General features: G+C 73.5%; 14 protein-coding genes. 10 read left to right on the forward strand and 4 right to left on the reverse strand.

All coding sequences use genetic code 11. From position 1 onward, the window contains the following. Nucleotides 1-24 precede the first annotated feature (24 nt). The 5 genes from KBY47_RS02795 to KBY47_RS02815 all read left to right on the forward strand — a co-directional run bounded on the left by KBY47_RS02795 (nt 25) and on the right by KBY47_RS02815 (nt 8,618). Nucleotides 25-372 (forward strand): CU044_2847 family protein, encoded by a 348-nt coding sequence (locus KBY47_RS02795; protein WP_210919240.1) that lies wholly within the window; start codon nt 25-27, stop codon nt 370-372. Then, the gene (locus KBY47_RS02800) at nt 369-2,105 is read left to right on the forward strand and encodes a trypsin-like peptidase domain-containing protein (protein ID WP_210919241.1); all 1,737 of its coding nucleotides are present in this window, start codon (nt 369-371) and stop codon (nt 2,103-2,105) included. Before KBY47_RS02795 ends, KBY47_RS02800 begins: the two co-directional genes overlap by 4 nt. Nucleotides 2,106-2,149: 44 nt before the next feature. Beyond that, nucleotides 2,150-3,166 (forward strand): MoxR family ATPase, encoded by a 1,017-nt coding sequence (locus KBY47_RS02805; protein WP_210919242.1) that lies wholly within the window; start codon nt 2,150-2,152, stop codon nt 3,164-3,166. Continuing rightward, nucleotides 3,156-7,436, forward strand: coding sequence for an SAV_2336 N-terminal domain-related protein (locus KBY47_RS02810; RefSeq protein ID WP_210919243.1), 4,281 nt, complete (start codon nt 3,156-3,158; stop codon nt 7,434-7,436). Before KBY47_RS02805 ends, KBY47_RS02810 begins: the two co-directional genes overlap by 11 nt. A 141-nt stretch (nt 7,437-7,577) precedes the next feature. Continuing rightward, complete coding sequence (locus KBY47_RS02815) at nt 7,578-8,618, forward strand: rod shape-determining protein (protein WP_210919244.1); 1,041 nt, start codon at nt 7,578-7,580, stop codon at nt 8,616-8,618. Nucleotides 8,619-8,631: 13 nt separating this feature from the next. On the opposite strand, the gene KBY47_RS02820 is transcribed toward KBY47_RS02815, so the two are convergent. Beyond that, nucleotides 8,632-9,588: a sensor histidine kinase gene (locus KBY47_RS02820; protein ID WP_210919245.1), complete on the reverse strand. Its 957-nt coding sequence runs from the start codon at nt 9,586-9,588 to the stop codon at nt 8,632-8,634. A gap of 236 nt (nt 9,589-9,824) precedes the next feature. Between KBY47_RS02820 and KBY47_RS02825 the strand changes: the two genes are divergently transcribed. Next, on the forward strand, nt 9,825-10,526 hold the full coding sequence (locus KBY47_RS02825; RefSeq protein ID WP_210919246.1) for an ANTAR domain-containing response regulator: 702 nt from the start codon (nt 9,825-9,827) through the stop codon (nt 10,524-10,526). A gap of 53 nt (nt 10,527-10,579) precedes the next feature. Here the strand turns inward: KBY47_RS02825 and KBY47_RS02830 are convergent, their stop codons facing one another. The 3 genes from KBY47_RS02830 to KBY47_RS02840 all read right to left on the reverse strand — a co-directional run bounded on the left by KBY47_RS02830 (nt 10,580) and on the right by KBY47_RS02840 (nt 14,836). Next, nucleotides 10,580-12,007, reverse strand: coding sequence for a flotillin family protein (locus tag KBY47_RS02830; protein ID WP_210919247.1), 1,428 nt, complete (start codon nt 12,005-12,007; stop codon nt 10,580-10,582). A 75-nt stretch (nt 12,008-12,082) separates the two neighbouring features. Next, a complete protein-coding gene (locus KBY47_RS02835; RefSeq protein ID WP_210919248.1) occupies nt 12,083-12,595 on the reverse strand; it encodes a hypothetical protein in 513 nt (170 codons plus the stop codon). 198 nt (nt 12,596-12,793) lie between these two features. Continuing rightward, entirely contained in the window at nt 12,794-14,836 is a 2,043-nt protein-coding gene (locus tag KBY47_RS02840; protein ID WP_210919249.1) for a flotillin family protein, read from the reverse strand. Nucleotides 14,837-15,110: 274 nt separating this feature from the next. Here KBY47_RS02840 and KBY47_RS02845 point away from each other — a divergent pair, with 274 nt between their 5' ends. The 4 genes from KBY47_RS02845 to KBY47_RS02860 are packed head-to-tail and all read left to right on the forward strand — an operon-like array spanning nt 15,111 to nt 17,105. Continuing rightward, a complete protein-coding gene (locus KBY47_RS02845; RefSeq protein WP_247694133.1) occupies nt 15,111-16,163 on the forward strand; it encodes a YihY/virulence factor BrkB family protein in 1,053 nt (350 codons plus the stop codon). After that, nucleotides 16,160-16,597: a phage holin family protein gene (locus KBY47_RS02850; RefSeq protein ID WP_210919251.1), complete on the forward strand. Its 438-nt coding sequence runs from the start codon at nt 16,160-16,162 to the stop codon at nt 16,595-16,597. Before KBY47_RS02845 ends, KBY47_RS02850 begins: the two co-directional genes overlap by 4 nt. Further along, nucleotides 16,594-16,836, forward strand: a complete 243-nt coding sequence (locus KBY47_RS02855; protein ID WP_210919252.1) for a DUF3618 domain-containing protein — start codon at nt 16,594-16,596, stop codon at nt 16,834-16,836. Before KBY47_RS02850 ends, KBY47_RS02855 begins: the two co-directional genes overlap by 4 nt. Before the next feature lie 2 nt (nt 16,837-16,838). Next, nucleotides 16,839-17,105 (forward strand): DUF4235 domain-containing protein, encoded by a 267-nt coding sequence (locus tag KBY47_RS02860; RefSeq protein ID WP_210919253.1) that lies wholly within the window; start codon nt 16,839-16,841, stop codon nt 17,103-17,105. Nucleotides 17,106-17,173 lie beyond the last annotated feature (68 nt).

A 17,173-nucleotide genomic window follows, 5' to 3' on the forward strand; every position in this document is an offset into this window, starting at 1 on the left:
CACCACGGGGGAGCGGCCGGCGCCATGGACGGACTGATGGAGTTCAAGACCGAGGACGGCGCGCTGGTCGTCGTGGAGGGCGTCACCGACGCGTCCGGGTCGCGGCTCGTGTCGCGGGGCGGGCGGCCCGCCCAGGCGGCGCGCACCTTCGAGGCCTCGCTGGACGGGGTGCGGGCGGCGGCCGAGTCCGCGCTGCGGGTCTTCCGGGACGGCTCGCTGCGGCCCGACTCGGTGGAGCTGGAGTTCGGGGTGAAGCTGGTCGCGGAGACCAGCGCGGTCATCGCCAAGGGGGCGGCGGAGGGGCATCTGCTGGTGCGGCTCAGCTGGTCCCCGTCCGGCTCCGCACCGGAGGGGGCCGCTCCCGCCTCATGAGCAGCGCTTCCTGGCACGCCCGGATCAGCTGCGGGCGGGAGGTCGGCGCGGGCTTCCTGATCTCCCCGCGCCAGGTCCTCACCTGCGCGCACGTGGTCCGGGACCGGCACACGGCCGCCGTCACCGTCGCCTTCCCGGGCGCCCACGGACTCGGCGAGCTGACCGCCGACGTCATAGCGGACGGCGGCTGGGGCGGCGGCGACACCGACCCCGGTGACCTGGCGGTGCTGGAGCTGGAGCGCGCGGTGACCCTCGCCCCGGCCGAGTTCGCGGCGCCCGGCGACGCGTTCGGCGAACCGCCGCGCAGGCTCCTGGTGTACGGCTTCCCGGTCCACTACGACGAGGGCACGTTCGCCGAGTACCGGGCCACCGCCGAGCAGCGCATCGCGGGCGAGTGGGTCCAGTTGGAGGCGTGGAGCGGGCACGGCCAGCCGCTCGCCCCCGGGTTCAGCGGGGCGGCGGTGGTCCTCGCCGACAGCGGCCGTGTCGTCGGCATGGTGTCGGCGGCGGCCGGGAACCCCGGCGTCCGCAACGGGCGGATGCTGCCCGCCCCGGTCATGGCCCGCTACTGGGCCGGGCTGGGCGAGCTGGTCCCGACCGGCGGTCTGGGCCGGGCGGAGAAGCGGGAACTGCGCAGGCTCGTCGAGGCGGCCGAGCGGTCCGGGGTGGCGTGCGGTCCCGACCAGCTGTTCCGGGACTCGGTGGACCCGGTCACCGGGCCGCCGGTGCCACCCGGTGGCTTCCCCTCGCTGTGGGCGGCGGTCTGGTACCTGTGCTGGGAGGTGGGGGACCCGCGCTGCGTGGCACGGTTCGCCGGTCGTCTCGCCGGCTTCCTGGACGACCCGGAGACCCGGCACGCGCTGCGGCGCTGGAGCAGGCGGTACACCGGGACGGAGGAACCCGCCACCGCGGCGGCGCCGGACTCGGCCGCCTGGTCGCCGATCGTCGTGGACATCGAGCGCAGCGGCGCGGGCCGCCACCAGGTGCTGGTCGAGGTGTCGGCCTACCGGGACGGCCGGCGGTGGGTGGTCGGGTCGCGTGGTCTGCCCCGCGGCAAGGTGCGCCCCTATGTGCTGGAGCGGGTCGACGAGGCGTTCCACGAACTGCGGCCCGGCGCAAAGGTGTTGATCGTGTTCATGCTGCCCCGGGAGTGGCTGAACGAGCCGGTGGCCCACTGGCAGCGCGGCAAGGACGACCCCAGTCCGCTCGGCTGTCTGTACCCGGTGGTCGTGGTGGACCGGGAGCGGCGGCGCAGCGGCTCGCAGCGGCACGGGCTGATGGGCAAGTGGGTCAGGCTCGACGGCCGTGACCGTGCCGAGCTGTACCGCGTCGAGTGCGGCAGCAGCGAGGACCAGGGCAAGCTGACCGTCCGGCTGTCGGGGAACGGGGACATGGTGGGGCTCACCGCGCCGCCGAGGACCGCCCGTATGAAGCGGACGTTCAGCGCCGTGCTCAACGGCTCGGTCCCCGTCGTGCTGTGGCCGCGCACCGGCTGCGACGCGGGCCACGACGACGACGAGACATGTTCCGGCACCGAGTTCCTGGACGCCCTGGCGGAGTACGTCAGCGACCTCCCGCCGTCCGAACTGCCCTCCCACATCCGTACGTTGCGCGAGACCGTGTACCTGTCGCCGGACCCCGACCAGCACTGGGCGAAGGACGTCACCCTGCTGTGGGAGGACCCCCGGTGCTTCCCGGAGATCCCGGGCCACGCCCGCTCCCCCGTCGGCTGAGCGGCGGCCGTGACTCCAGGAACCCCGAGCAGCGAGGAGAACGCATGTCCCTGTGGCCCGTCTACACCGGCACGGGCGAACCGCACGACGGGATCGCCGAGCTGCCCCCGCCGCCGCCGTGGCGCGACTTCGACGGCGGGCCGGAGCTGGACACCCCGGCGGACGGCGCCGACAGCGCCGCCACCTCCCCCGACCGGCTGCACCGCGCCCGCACCTACCGGGCCACCCCGGAGAGCGTCCAGCTCGTCAACGCGGCCCTGTACCTGCGCCGCCCACTGCTGGTGACCGGGCCGCCCGGCAGCGGCAAGTCGTCGCTGGCGTACGCCGTCGCCCGCGAGCTGCGGCTCGGCCCGGTGCTGCGCTGGAACATCACCAGTCGCACCACCCTCCACGACGGCCTCTACCAGTACGACCCCCTGTCCCGCCTGTACGCCGCCGGGCGTGCCGCCGCCTCGTCCGCGCCGCCGCCCGGCGACGGACTCCAGGACCATCTGCGGCTCGGGCCGCTGGGCACGGCGCTGCTGCCGCACCGGCGCCCCCGGGTGCTGCTCATCGACGAGATCGACAAGAGCGACCTCGACCTCCCTAACGACCTGCTGAACATCCTGGAGGAGGGCCAGTACGAGATCCCCGAGCTGGTCCGCGCCGCCCGCCACACCCCGGAGGCGAGGGTCATGGTCGACGGCACCGACGACCGGGTCACCGTCCGGCGCGGCCGGGTGCGCTGCCGGGCCTTCCCGTTCACCGTCCTCACCAGCAACGGCGAGCGGGAGTTCCCGCCCGCCTTCCTGCGCCGCTGTGTACGGCTCCAGCTGCGGCAGCCCCGCGCCGACCACCTCGCGGAGATCGTCCGCGCCCACCTGGGCGAGCCCGACGCCTACGCCCGGACGCTGATCGACCGCTTCCTCGCCCGGGGCGCCGACGGTGAGCTGGCCACCGACCAGCTGCTCAACGCCATCTACCTGGCGGGCGCGGCCGGGCTGAACACCGAGTCCCGGGACGAGCTGGCCGAGCAGCTGATGCCGTATCTGAGCCGGACACCGGACGCCGATGCCTTCTGAGGGGGAACGGGCGGGCGGCGGGACCGGTCTCGACCGGTTCTCCGGCGTGCTCGCGCGGGCGCGGGCCGGGGTGCCGCCCACGCCCGTGGAGCTGGCGGAGGTGCTGTGGCTGGCCCAGCACGTGACACCCGGCGCCGCCGCCCCGGAGCCGACGGCTCCCGCGCCACCGTCCGGCCCACCGGACGCGCTGGCGGAATCGCCACCCGAGTCCCCACTCACGCCCCCACCCACGCCGTCGCCGTCGCCGCGGGAACCCCGCGTCCCCCTGCGGCTGCCCGGCCGTACACCTCCCGGGGCCGCCCCGGAGACCCCCTCGGCCACCACTCCCCACACTCGTCTCCTCGCCCCCGCTCCCCCGATGCTGGCCCGCCCCCTCGCCCTGCAACGGGCGCTGCGCCCGCTCAAGCGCCCGGTCCCCTCCCCCCACGGGCAGGAGCTGGACGAGGAGGCCACCGCCCACCGCATCGCCCGGCTGGGCGCCCGCCCCGAGTGGTGGCTGCCGGTGCTGCGGCCCACCACCGAGCGCTGGCTCAGGCTCCGGCTGGTGTACGACGCCGGACCGACGATGCCGGTGTGGCGGCCCCTGGTCCGGGAGCTGCACACGGCGCTGGCCCAGTCGGGGGTGTTCCGCACCGTGGAGCTGCACCGCGCGGACGCCGACGGCGGGGTGCGGCCCGGCGTGCACCCGGCCGCCGACGGCCGCACCGCCGCCCTGCTGGTCAGCGACTGCATGGGGCCGCAGTGGTGGGAGGGCGAGGCGGGCGCCCGCTGGTACGGCACGCTGCGGCACTGGGCGCAGCACATGCCGCTGGCCGTCGTACAACCGCTGCCCGAGCGGCTCTGGCGGGACACCGCGCTGCCGACGACGGCGGGGCTGTTCTCCGCCCCGGCCCCGGCGGCGCCCACGGCGGCGCTCTCCTTCACGCCGTACTCCTGCGCGGCCGACGCGGAGTTCCTCGCGCTGCCCGTCATGGAACCGGCGGCGCCCTGGCTGGCGCACTGGTCCGCGCTGGTCGCCGACCCGGGGGCGGCCCGGCTGCCCGGCGCGGCGGCCCTGCTGCCACGCCGCCCGGCGGCCACGGCCCCGGGTGACGACCGGGCGCGCGGCGACGTGACGCGGCTGTCCGCCGCGGAGCTGGTCCTGCGGTTCCGCTCCACCGCCTCCCCGGAGGCGTTCCGGCTGGCCGGGCACCTGGCCGTGGGCGAGCCGCACCTGCCGGTCATGCGCCTGGTGCAGGCCGCCGTCGAACCGCACCCGCGCCCGCAGCACCTGGCCGAGGTCATCCTCAGCGGCATGCTCACCAGCACCGCACCCGGCCGGTACGCCTTCCGCCCCGGCGTACGGGAGCTGCTGCTGCGGACCCTGCCGCGCACCGCCCTCGGCCGCACCACCGAACTCCTCGCCCGCGCCGGCGCGTTGATCGACGCGCGGGCGGGGGTGACGGCCGGGGAGTTCCGTGCCGTTGCGCCCCGGGGGGCGGGAGGGGGCGGGGTCCGGGCGGAGGGCGAACCGATCGCGACGGTGCGCGAGAGCAGCGTGCGGCAGTTGTCCGGACCGGAGCCGGAGGCGGAACTGGTCGCGGGGCGCTACCTGCTGCGGGAACCGCTCGGGCGGAGCGGCGCGCTGTGGCTGGCCTCGGACGTGCGGGAGAAGGGCCTCACTGTCGTGGTACGGCGGCTGCGCACCCGGGGAATGCGGCAGGCCGCCGACTTCCTCGCGGCGGCCCGGGCGCTGGACGGCCTCCGGCACCGGCACGAGCTGGTGGTCAACGTCGAGGACTACGGCGTCGACGAGGAGACCGGGGAGGCCCACCTGGTCACCGAGTACGTGGAGGGCGGCAGCCTGCGGGACCTCCTCACGGCGCACGGCGGCCGACTCCCCGCCGACATCCTGCTGGACCTGGCGCCCCAGCTGGCCACCACGGTCGCCGCCGTGCACGCCGGGGGCGTGTCGCACGGGGCGCTGTCCCCGTCGTACGTGCGGTTCGCCGTACGCGGCCCCGTGCTGTGCGGCTTCGCGCTGCGGGCGCACACCCTGGACAGCCGCAAGTCGGATCTCCAGGCGCTGGGGCGGCTGGTACGGGAGCTGTGGCTGGGCTCCGCCCCCGAGTCGTCCCCGGCGCTCGTGGAAGGTCCCGCCGACCTGCCCGAGCACCTCCGCACCGAACTCCGGTCGGCGGTCAACGACCTGCTCTCCGGCAGCCACACACTCCAGCAGCGCGGCCTGGACCGGCTGACCCACCTCGGCCCGACCAGCGCCGACCTCCGCTTCTCCTTCCTCGGCCCGCTGCGGATCACCCGTGCGGGGCGCCCCGTCGCCACCGGCTCTCCACAGGAACAGGCCATGCTGTGGATGCTGCTGCGAACCCCGGGCCGACATGTGCGGCGTGTCGAACTCGCCTCGGGGCTGTGGGGGACCCGGCAGCCGAACGACGCCCACCGGCTCCTGGGCACGTACGCCTCCCGGATCCGCAACGCGCTGGGCTCCGGCATGCTCGTCACCGAGGCCGACGGCTACCGGTTGCGGCTGGGCGGCGGTGAGGTCGACGTGCACCACGTCGAGGAGATCACCGGCGGCGGTTCGCGGTTCACCCGTCGCATGGCGGAGAGCGCCCTGCGGCTGTGGCGCGGCGAGCCCCTGGACGGCATCCCCGGCCCCGCCGCCGAAGCGGACCGCGCCCGCCTGAACGCGCTGCGCCGCACCCTGCGCGACGCGGTTTCCCCCGCCCACACCTCGGTGCTCGTCGAGCTGGTCGACACCGAACAGGAGGAGACCCACCAGGCGCTGGGCCGCGCCGTCGCCCGGCTGATCGAGGTGAGCGGGGTGGGTGAGGAGGAGGCCGAGCTGCGGTCCCACCCGGACGGTTACCAGATCCTGGTGGGGTCGGAGTCCGCCGTGCGGCGGCTCCTGACCGCCGTGGTCGGGCAGTTGGCCGACACGGTGTGGGAGCTGGTGCCCGGTCTGCCCCGACTGCTGGTGACGGCCTGGCCCGCCGGCAGTGACCGTCAGGACGTTCCGCGCAGGTTGCGGGGTCTCCTGGACAGCTTCGGCGCGGACATCGTGCTCGGTGTCTCCCACCCGCTGTACGCCGGACTCTCCAGCACCGCGGAGCTGGGCCTGCGGCCCAGCAGGCCGACGCCCACGTACTGGTACACGCTCCTGCGGGCTTCCCGGGACACCTTCGGCCAGGAGCACCCGGTACGCGGCCCCCTGCCCCTGCCCGGTGAGCAGGGGAACCCGCAGAAGGTCCTCGTCCACGTCGGCCCGGACGCCGTCCCGACCCTGGACGCACCGGACGGCCCGGCATCCGACTGGCGGCACTACGAGGTCGACCTCGTCGAGCGCAGCGTCTTCGTCGGCCCCAGCCCACGCACCTGGGCGGCCGTACGCGTCGTCGACCCGGTCGAGGCGGTGCGCCACGCGGACGAGGACCTCCGGGAGCAGCTCGCCGAACGGCTGGCCGAGGAGAGCGCCCGGCTGCCCCGCCCGCTGGACACCGAGAAGCTCGAACGCCGTCTCACCCGCTGGAAGCTGCCCGGGTACGCCGTACGCTGGACGATCTCACCATCCGCGGTACCCCGCCGCAGCACGGTGAGGTCGGACCTCGTCGAGACGTTCGCCACCGCCGAGTGCTTCCTCCTCGGCTTCGACGGGACGCTGGTGGATCTCTACCCGACCGCGCGGGCCGTCGCGGCCGCGGTTCACGAGCTGGAAGTGTCGCAGGGCTTCTCCCCTCCGGTGGGCATGCTGACGCAGGACGATTCCGTCCATCCCCTGGACCTCCTGCGCGCGTTCGCCCCGCAGCCCCGCCTCGCCCGTCCCCTCGCCAAGCGTCTGGCCGCCATCGAGTCCCGTGCCCTGCGCACCGCCCGCCCCGTCGACGGCGGCCAACGGCTCGTCAGCGTCCTGAACCGGTCGGGCCGCCCGATCTCCGTCGTGTCGGACGTGGACCCGGGTGTCCTGCTGGCCTTTCTGAGGAGCCGTTCGCTGCACCGCGGCACCACGCTGTACGGGCGTGACCCCGAATACCGCCTCCTGCCCGACCCCGCCGTCATCCGCCGCGCCCTGGACGCCTCGGGCACCCCCCCACAGCGCGCCGTCCTCATCGGCTCCACGCACGTCGAACTGGCCGCCGCCCGCGACCTCGGTGTGCCGTTCATCGGTCATGCGGCCAGTGAGCGCACCCGGGCCGGTCTCGTGGCGGCCGGTGCGCTGCTCGCGGTGCCGTCGCTCGGGGATCTGGCGGAGGTCGCCCGGCGGCATCTGTGACGGCGTCACCCAGAAGACCACCCGTACAGCCGCGCCCCACCCGGCCCCCTCCAGAAGGCACCTCCCGCGGCGCCCCGCACACCATGCGTGTAAGGCCCGCCACCAAGCAGCCCACGGTCTGCGCTCTCGGGAGGAACTGCGATGACCGCCAGTCTGGAGCAGCTGCGCCGCTGCCACTTCGCCGTCGACCTGGGCGCCGCCCGTACCCGTGTCTATGTGAAGGGCGCCGGGCTGGTCGTGGACCAGCCGTCCGCCGCGGCCGTGAACACCCGTACCGGCGCGCTGATCGCGGTCGGGGAGTTCGCGGAGAAGATGACGGGCCGTACGCCCCACTACATCCGGGTGGTGCGGCCGGTGTCCGGTGGCACGGTCGTCGACATCGAGATGGCGCAGCGGATGCTGCGTCATCTGCTGGGTGACAAGGTCCGCCGCAACCTGCGGCGCAAGCCCCGGCTGCGGGCGGCCTGTTGCACCCCGCACGACGCGGATCCGCTGGCGCAGCGGGCGGCGATCGAGACGCTGGTGGGGCTCGGGGCCCGCCGGGTGGAGCTGGTGGACACGCTGATCGCGGCGGCGGTGGGGTGCGGGCTGCCGGTGGAGCAGCCGGAGGCCACGATGGTGCTGGTGTGCGGGGCGGCGACGACGCAGGTGGCCGTGTTGTCCCTGGGGGCCGTGGTGACCGCGGAGCGGATCCCGGTGGGCGGGGAGGCCGTGGATCATGCGATCGTGCAGCATCTGCGGGTGGAGCACGAGCTGATGCTGCCCAGCCAGTCGGTACGGCCGTTGACGCTGGCCCTGTCCGGCAACGGGCTCACGCCGCACGGCCCGGAGTCCACGGAGATCCACGGCAGGGACGTGGCGACGGGGCTGGCGCGCAGTGTGCAGGTGGAGACGGCGGCCGTGCGGGACGCGATCCAGACGCCGCTGACGGCGGTCCTTGACGGTATCGGCAAGGTGCTGCGGGACTGTCCGCCGGATCTGGTGGCCGATCTCGCCGACCGGGGGATCATGATGGTCGGCGGCAGTGCGCTGCTGCCCGGTTTCGACCAGATGCTGCGGCAGGCGACCGGGATGCCGGTGCACATCGCGGAACGGCCGGACGTGTGTGCCGTACAGGGGCTGGGTTACATGCTGGAGGGCCGGGTGCAGCCGTTGGAGCTGGACCCGCTGAGCGGCGACTGAGCGCCCGCGCCGGTCAGCTGAGGGCGAACCAGCAGCGTACGGTCGTGCCCTGCTCGTCGGTGTGCAGCCGTACGAGGTCGGTGACCAGGTTGACCATGAGCAGTCCGCGACCGCCGCGCTGGTCGCGGGGGGCGGGCCGGCGTCCGGCGAGGGGGTCGGTCAGGTGTCCCCGGTCGCGCACCTCGCAGATCACGTGCCCGTCCCGCGCCCACAGCCGTAGGCGGCCGGAACCGCCGCCGTGGACGACGCTGTTGGTGGTGAGTTCGGCGGTGACGAGGGCCAGGTCGTCCAGGCGGCTGCCGCCGAGGCCGAGCCGGGCGGCCTCCGCGGTGGCGGTGTGCCGGGCGTGGGGCAGCGAGTCGGCGTCGAAGGCGATGTCCAGGGCGTCGGGGACGGGCGGCAGGGGCCGGTTGTAGCGGGCGACGACGCCTTCGGGGTCGTAGGCGTCGCTGGGTTCCTCGGTGCCGGAGCGGATGACGGTGGGGTGGGTGGCGAGGGCGTCGGTGAGGGCGCGGTCGTCCAGTCCGCGGATGTCGTAGGGGCACAGGACGGTGGCAGCGCGGCCCTCGAACGCTGCGTTGATCAGTGCCTCGTGCTGGACGCACGCGGGGTACTCGGTGGCGGTGCGGCCCGCCCAGATCGGTTCGCCGATGATCCGTACCCGGCGGCCGGGCGGCTGGGCGTCGGCGAACGCGCGGAGCACCCCGGGGATGATCCGGCCGGGGTTGCGTCCCGCCTGGTGCATGTCCAGCAGCAGTACGGCGTCGGCGGCGTCCTCCAGGGCCTCCCGCAGCAGCGCCAGGTTCTCGCCCGGCACCGCGACGGCGACCGGCTCCCCGGCGGCGAGCCCTTCCCGCACGAACGGCACCGTGCCCGCGAGGTACTCCCCCGCGCCGCCGTAGAACAGGGCCGGGTGGCCGAACGTGGCGGGCGGCGCGAAGGACTCCTCCGGTTCGGTCACCGCACTCATGACATCGACACCTCGTTCGCCGACGGGCCGGGGACCGTTGGGCCGGACCTCGGCATTGCCTCACACCTCTCCTGGCTGCTTCCCGAACGATGCTTGTACCCGCGCCGGTTCCCGTCAATCAGCCGTCGTCCCCCGCCGGTGGCCCGGGTGTACCGCGGCGGGCAGCGGGCAGGCGCACGGCAGCGGGCCAGACACGACGTGGTCGTGGCGAAGGTGACGAAGATGAAGGCGGTGACATGACCTCAGCGGTACCCATACCTCCGGCGGTACTCGGGCGGGGGCGCTCCCTCGCCGTCGACGGCCATGTGGACGGGAGCCGCGCCGTGCTCACCACACGCGGCGAACTCGTGCACGGCTGCACGGACGTCCTCGCCAGGGCGCTGGCGGACCTCCCGGACGCGGTGTCCCGGATCGACGCCGACATGTCCGGGGTGGTCTTCATGGACACCGCGGGGCTGGACTTCCTGAAGGCGCTGCGGGACCACGGCGACCGGCTGCGGGTCCCGGTCACGGCCCGGCACTGGAACGGCCAGCCCCGCCGCATCCTGGAACTCGCCGGACTGGACACCACCGACCCGCTGCGCGCCCCGGCCCGGCGGGCGCCGCAGGAGCCGACCGCCCCGGTGCCGATGCCCTCGGCGGTGGCGCTGGAGCGCGCCGAGCAGCTGCACAGCCTGCGGGAGGAGATCGAGCAGCTGCGGTTCGCCATCAGCTCCCGGCCGGTGATCGACCAGGCCCGCGGCATCCTGATGGCGATGCACGCCTGCACCTCGGAGCAGGCCTGGCACATCCTGCGGGAGGCCTCCCAGCTGTCCAACACCAAGCTGCGCACGGTCGCCGCCACGGTCACCGCGAGCACGGAGCGCCCGGACGGTCCTCCGCCGCCGACCGAGCTGCGGGAGGCGCTGCGCACGGCGCTGGAGCGCTGCCTGAACTGAGTACGGCCCCGGGGGGCGGATGCCTCCCCGGGGCCGTCGCGTGCCGTGGTCGTTCAGCCGGTGATCTCGATCTTCCCGTTGGCCTCGGTGGGCGGCGCGGTCTCGGTGCCCTCCGCGCGCTGGGTGAGGCCCTTGAGGAGCTGGGCGAGGTCGACGCCGGTGGTGGCGCCCAGGAGTTCCACGCCCTGGGCGACGTTGTCGGCGACGGTGCGCGAGAGCTGGCTGGCGCCGTCGGTGGAGATGACGGTCATCTTGTCCACGGCGCTCAGCGGCTCGGACGCCTTGGACACGACCTGCGGCAGCACCTCTACGAGCATCTGGAGCACGGCCGCGTCGCCGTACTGCGCGAACGCGTCGGCCTTCTTGCGCATGGCCTCGGCCTCGGCGGAGCCCTTGGCGCCGATCGCGGCGGCCTCGGCCTCACCCTCGATACGGACGGCCTCGGCGAGCGCGGCACGCTGCGCCTTCTCGCCCTCACCGGTCAGGCGGGCCCGGTCGGCGGCGGCCTCGGCCTCCTTGACCAGGGCGATCCGGCGGGCCTCGGCCTCCTGCTCGGCCTGGTAGCGGGCGGCGTCGGCGGGCTTGCGGACCTTGGTGTCCAGCTCACGGTCGGTGAGGGCGGCCTGCCGCTCGGCGACCTTCTCCTGCTCGGCGAGGACCTCCTGACGGCGGGCGGCCTCGGCGAGCGGTCCGGCGGCGTCGGCGCGGGCGGCGGCCTCGTCGGTCTCGGCCTTGATCTCGGCCTGCCGCAGCGCGAACGTCCGCTCGGCGACGGCGATCTCCTCGGCCGCCTTCAGCCGGGCCTGCTCGGCGGCGCGGCGGGCGACGGCCTCGGCGATGTCGGCCTCCTGCTTGGCGCGGGCGGCCTCGGGGCGGCCGAGGTCCTCCAGGTAGGAGCCCTCGGTGGTGATGTCCTGGATCTGGAAGGCGTCCAGCACCAGGCCCTGCCCGGAGAGGCTGGCCTCGGCCTCCTCAGCGACCTGCCCGGCGAAGGCGGCCCGGTCGCGGATGATGTCCTCCACGGACATCCGGCCGACGATGGCGCGCAGCGCGCCGGAGAGCACTTCCTGGGTGAAGCCGACGATGCCGTCCTGCTGCACCAGGAACCGCTGGGCGGCGGCGCGGATGGCGTCCTCGGTGCCGCCGACCTTCACGATGGCGACGCCTTCGAGGTTGGCCTTGATACCGCGCAGGGTGACCGCGCCGCGCACCGCGACGGGGATGTGCCGGGAGGACAGGGCGAGGGTGAACTTCTGCTGCACGAACGGGACGACGAAGACGCCGCCGCCGACGACGACCTTCTGTCCGCTGTTGTCGGTGAAGACCCGGCCGGTCTCCGGGTCGGTGGACCTCTTGCCGCGCCGGCCGGTGACGATGAACGCCTCGCTCGGCCCGGCGACCTTGTAGCGGGTGACGACGACCAGGGCGAGCAGGACGAGGAGTACGACGACTCCGATGACGGCGATGGTGACTGAACTCATGGTGGTTCCCCTCAGCCCTCCCTGGGGACGGCGATCGACAAGGGTGTAGTGATCAAGGGCCTGGGCCGGCCGGGGTCAGCGTTCGACCTGGCGCACCGAGACCGCGGTATGGGACAGCGTCTCCGCGATCCACACCTCGGCGCCGCGGGCGAGCGGCACGGGGCTCTTCGCCGAGAGCTTCACCGGCTGGCCCGCCAGGTGGACCAGCACCTCGCCGTACCCGTCGGCCGGGATGGCGGTGACGACGGACCCGGCCACGCCGATCAGGTCGCCGCCGCTGGGCGCCGTACCGGAGCGGTCGTTCATCAGGGCGCGGCTCAGCTTGTAGGCGAGCCAGCCGGTGACGGCTCCGGCGGGCACTCCGATGGCGGTGGCCGCCACGGCGCCCAGACCGCTGGTGCCCATGACGATGGCGCCGGTGAAGCCGAGCATGGACAGGAACCCGGCGATGACGGGGAGGGACAGCAGTCCGTCGAGGAAGCCGTCGAGGCCGAGGCCGTCGAAGAGCCCTTCGAGGATCCCGTCGAAGACCAGGGACAGGACGAGGAGGACGACCCCCACGATGCCGAGACCCAGGAACCAGGTCATTCCGCCCCCACCGCCTTTCCCGCTCCCCCGTTGGTCACCCCGATGGACGAACACATGCTCGCACTCGGTTCCCGGTCGGCGCACTGCGTCCTTCCGGCAATGTGCGCCGCGTGAACTTGCGTGCCGGCGTGCGGACGGCCGGGGTCGCCGACCCCCGTGCGGCGGCCCCGGCCCGTCGTGGCGCGTGCGTCCGGTCCCTCAGGTCCGGTGCACGCCGTTCAGTCCGGCCAGCGGCAGGTCGGCGAGGCCGAGCTGACCGGCCTTGTCGAGCAGTTCCCGGACCTGCCCGGACTGGTCCCCGGCGCCCTTCATCAGCTTCAGCAGCAGCGCGGAGACGGTCAGGTTCTGCACATCGGCCGGGGAGACGGAGCCGAGGACGCGGCTCAGGTCGTCGGTGAAGCGGGAGCTGCCGTCCAGCCAGGGCCCGGCGAGCGCCTGCGCGGTCTCGGAGTGCTGGACGAACCCGTCGACGCCCTTGCCGAGCGCGATCGACGACATCAGCCGGTCGAAGAAGACGGACTCGCCGCCGACGATGTTAATGTCGGCGCTCTCCAGACCGGTCGCCAGTACCGTCGCCTGTGCCTCGGCGACCTGCCGCTGGACGTCGAGCCCGGCCAGCCGGACGTCCTTCTCGGCCTCCAGGCGCAGCCGGTACTCCTCGTGCTCCCGGGACGCCTCGTCCAGGGCGGCCATCGCGGCGGCCTTCTCGGTGAGCCCGGCGGCCTCCGCCTTCAGCTTCCCGCTGATCGCCTCGGCCTCGGCGAGGGCCTTGAGCCGGGCGCCCTCCGCCTCCGCGCGCAGCCGTGCCTCGGCGGCCTCGGCCTCGGCGCGGCCCGCCTTCTCGATGACCTCGGCCTCCTTGTCCCGTACCTGCACCGCGGCCAGCCCCTCGGCGGCGGTCTCCGCCTGGATGCCCTCGGCGAGCCGCAGCTTGGCGCGGGCGTCGAGGTCGGCGGACTTCAGCCGGGCCTCGGCCAGCGTCAGCTCCTCGGCCGCGCGGTGGGTGGCGGCCTGCTCGGCGGCCTCGGCGGCCTTGATGTCCTTGACCAGCTTCTCCTGCGCCTCGGCCTCGGCGGCGATGATGACGGCCTGCCGCTCGCGCTCCGCCTCCTCCACGGCCCGCAGCCGCTTGATGGACTCCTCCTGCTCGGCGACGGTGCGGTCCACGGCGACCCGCTCCCGGATGACCTCGGCGATCTCCCGCTTCTCCGCCTCGACCTCCTTGGAGGCGGCGATCCGGGTCAGCTCGGTCTCCCGTTCCCGGGCGATGACCTCCAGGGCGCGGTCCTTCTCGATGCGCTCGTTCTCGATGGCGATGACCCGCTCACGGTTCTTCGCGGCGACGGCGACCTCACGGGCCTGGTTCTCGCGCTGCACGCCGAGCTGCTCCTCGGTGCGCAGGAAGGCGCTCTGCGCGCGCAGCCGCTCCTCCTCCACGACCCGCGCCGTCTCGGCCTCTTCCCTGGCGCGTACGGTCTCGATCTCCCGGCGCTGCTTGATCTCCGCGTCCGCCTGCCGCCGCTCCAGCTCCAGGATGGCCTCGCGGGCGTCGACGTTCTGCCGGGTGATCTCCTTCTCCTCGTGGCGCTGGAACTCGTTGGTGCGCACGTGCTCGACGGCGGTCAGCTCGGTGATCTTGCGGATGCCCTGGGCGTCGAGGACGTTGGCGGGGTCGAGCTGGGTCAGCGGTGTCTGCTCGAGGTAGTCGATCGCCGCGTCCTCGAGGTGGTAGCCGTTGAGGTCGACGCCGATGACCTCGATGATCCGGTACCGCAGTTCCTCGCGCTTGGTGTAGAGGTCGGTGAAGTCCAGCTGCTTGCCGACGGTCTTCAGCGCCTCCGAGAACTTGGCGTGGAACAGTTCCTGCAAGGTCTCCCGGTCGCTGGCGCGGGCGGTGCCGACGGCCTGGGCGACCTTGATGACGTCCTCGACGGTCTTGTTGACGCGGACGAAGAACGAGATGCGGATGTCGGCGCGGATGTTGTCCCGGCAGATCAGGCCCTCGCGTCCGGCGCGGGTGATCTCGATGGTCTTCACCGAGATGTCCATCACCTCGGCCTTGTGCAGCACGGGCAGCACGACCTGCCCGGTGAAGGTCACGTCGACCTTGCGCATCTTGGAGACGATCAGCGCCTTGCCCTGTTCCACCTTGCGGAACAGCCGGGAGACCAGCACCAGTACCAGCACGGTGGCGAGCAGGGCGACGACGAGCACGCCGATGCCCAGAGTCATGGCATCCATGAGGAAGTCCTTGAGGTCGGTGATGGGGCGACGCGCGCACGCGCCGGGAAACCCGCAGGGGACGGTACGGCGATCCCTCACTGCCGGTCTCCGGCATCGGTGACGACCCCCGCGTTCCCGCGGACCCATCCTGACCCATGTCCCGCCCGCCACGCATTGCCGACTTCCGGCAGTGTTGCGGCCCTTTCGAATGCCGAACGACGGACACCGCGGGCGAGGCGACGGGGCTCGGTGGATTTACATGAAAAGCCGCATTGTGGGATACCCGACCCCCATGGCAGATGCGAAGCCCGATTCGGGACCGGGACCGGGGCCGGACGTGGAACGCGCCGCCCCCGACGCCCCCACCAAGCTCTCCAAGGGCTCCTGGCGCGCGGTGTTCAAGGGCACCCTGCGGGAGTTCAAGGACGACGAACTGACGGATCGCGCCGCGGCTCTGACGTACTACGCCGTCCTGGCGCTGTTCCCCGCCCTGCTGGTCCTGGTCTCACTGATCGGACTGGCCGGGAAGTCCACCACGGACAAGGTGCTGGAGAACATCAACCAGTTCGCGCCCGGCGCCGTCCGTGACATCCTCACCAACGCGGTGCAGCAGCTCCAGGGCAACGCGGGCATCGGCTCGATCATGGCCGTCGTGGGTCTGGTGCTGGCGGTGTGGTCGGCGTCCGGCTATGTGGCGGCGTTCATCCGTGCCTCCAACGCCGTCTACGACATGCCGGAGGGCCGTCCGGTCTGGAAGGTCCTGCCGGTCCGCTTCGCGCTGACGCTGGCACTGCTGGTCCTCGCCGTCCTCACCGCGCTGATCGTGGTGCTCACCGGCACCCTGGCCGACCGGGTCGGGGAGGCGCTCGGCGTCGGGGACACCGCGCTGACCGTGTGGTCGTTCGCCAAGTGGCCCGTCCTCGTGCTGCTGGTCACCCTCATGATCGCGATCCTGTACTGGGCGAGCCCGAACGCCAAGACCAAGGGCTGGCGCTGGATCACCCCGGGCAGCTTCCTCGCCCTGGTGATCTGGCTGGTCGCCTCCGCCGGGTTCGCGGTCTACGTCGCCAACTTCGCCTCGTACAACAAGACCTACGGCACCATGGCCGGAGTGATCATCTTCCTGGTGTGGCTGTGGATCACCAACCTGGCGATCCTGCTGGGCCTGGAGTTCGACGCGGAGACGGCACGGCAGCGGGCCGTGGCGGGCGGTCACCCACCGGAGGCCGAGCCCTACACCCAGCCGCGGGACACCGCCAAGTGGGACGAGGAGGACCGGCGCCGCCTGGGCGAAACCACAGGCGGTCGGACCGGACACCGTGAGACAGGAGGACCACCCTCATGACGACCCAGCAGACACGCTTCACCGAGGTCTCCGAGAACGGCCACCGCACCCGCGAGCAGCCGGTGGGCGAACTGGTGCAGCAGGCTTCCCGCCAGCTGAGCGAACTGGTGCGCGCCGAGATGCAGTTGGCGCGCGCGGAGATGACCCAGAAGGGCAGGCGGTACGGCAAGGGCGGCGGGATGTTCGGCGGCGCCGGGCTGTTCGGCTTCCTGATGCTCCAGGCGGGCGTCGCCGCCGCGATCGCCGGGCTGGCCGTGCCGCTGCCGGTGTGGGCGGCCGCGCTGATCGTCACCGGGGTGCTGGGGCTGATCGCCGCGGTGCTGGCAATGACCGGGAAGCAGCAGTTCAAGAAGGCCTCGCCCCCGTCGCCCCAGCAGGCCATCGCCAATGTGAAGGCCGATGTCGCCGAGATCAAGGGGAGCACGCACCGATGACCAAACACCCGACCACCGAGGAACTGCGCGCCGAGATCGAACACACCCGCGAGGAACTGGGCCACACCGTCCAGGCCCTGGCGCACAAGGCCGACGTCAAGGCACGCACCCGGGAGAAGGCGGCGGAGGTCAGGCAGCAGGCCGGGGACCACCGCACCGCCGTCGCCGCGACGGCGGCCGGGGCCGTGGCCGTCGCCGCCCTGCTGGTCTGGCTGGTGTGGCGGCCGGAGGTGAAGTGACCGTGAAGGCCTCGAAGCTCGCCTACAAGCCGGTCGGTCTGGCCCTGGGCGCCGTCAGCGGGATGGCCGCGGGAGCCCTGTTCAAACAGTCCTGGAAGCTGCTCGGGCACGACGAGGACGCCCCCGACGCCACCGACGAGGAGCGCACCTGGCGCGAGGTGGTCCTCGCCGCCGTCCTCCAGGGCGCGATCTTCGCGGGCGTCAAGGCGGTGGTGGACCGCGGCGGCGCCACCGCGACCCGCCGTCTGACGGGGGCGTGGCCCGGCTGAACCATCCGGGTGTTCCTGACGGAGCGTAGGGGCCGCCCCGGGGGCGACGGCGGTACGCCCGGTGTTGG

The sequence above is a fragment of the Streptomyces sp. B93 genome, assembly GCF_018070565.1.
GTDB lineage: Bacteria > Actinomycetota > Actinomycetes > Streptomycetales > Streptomycetaceae > Streptomyces.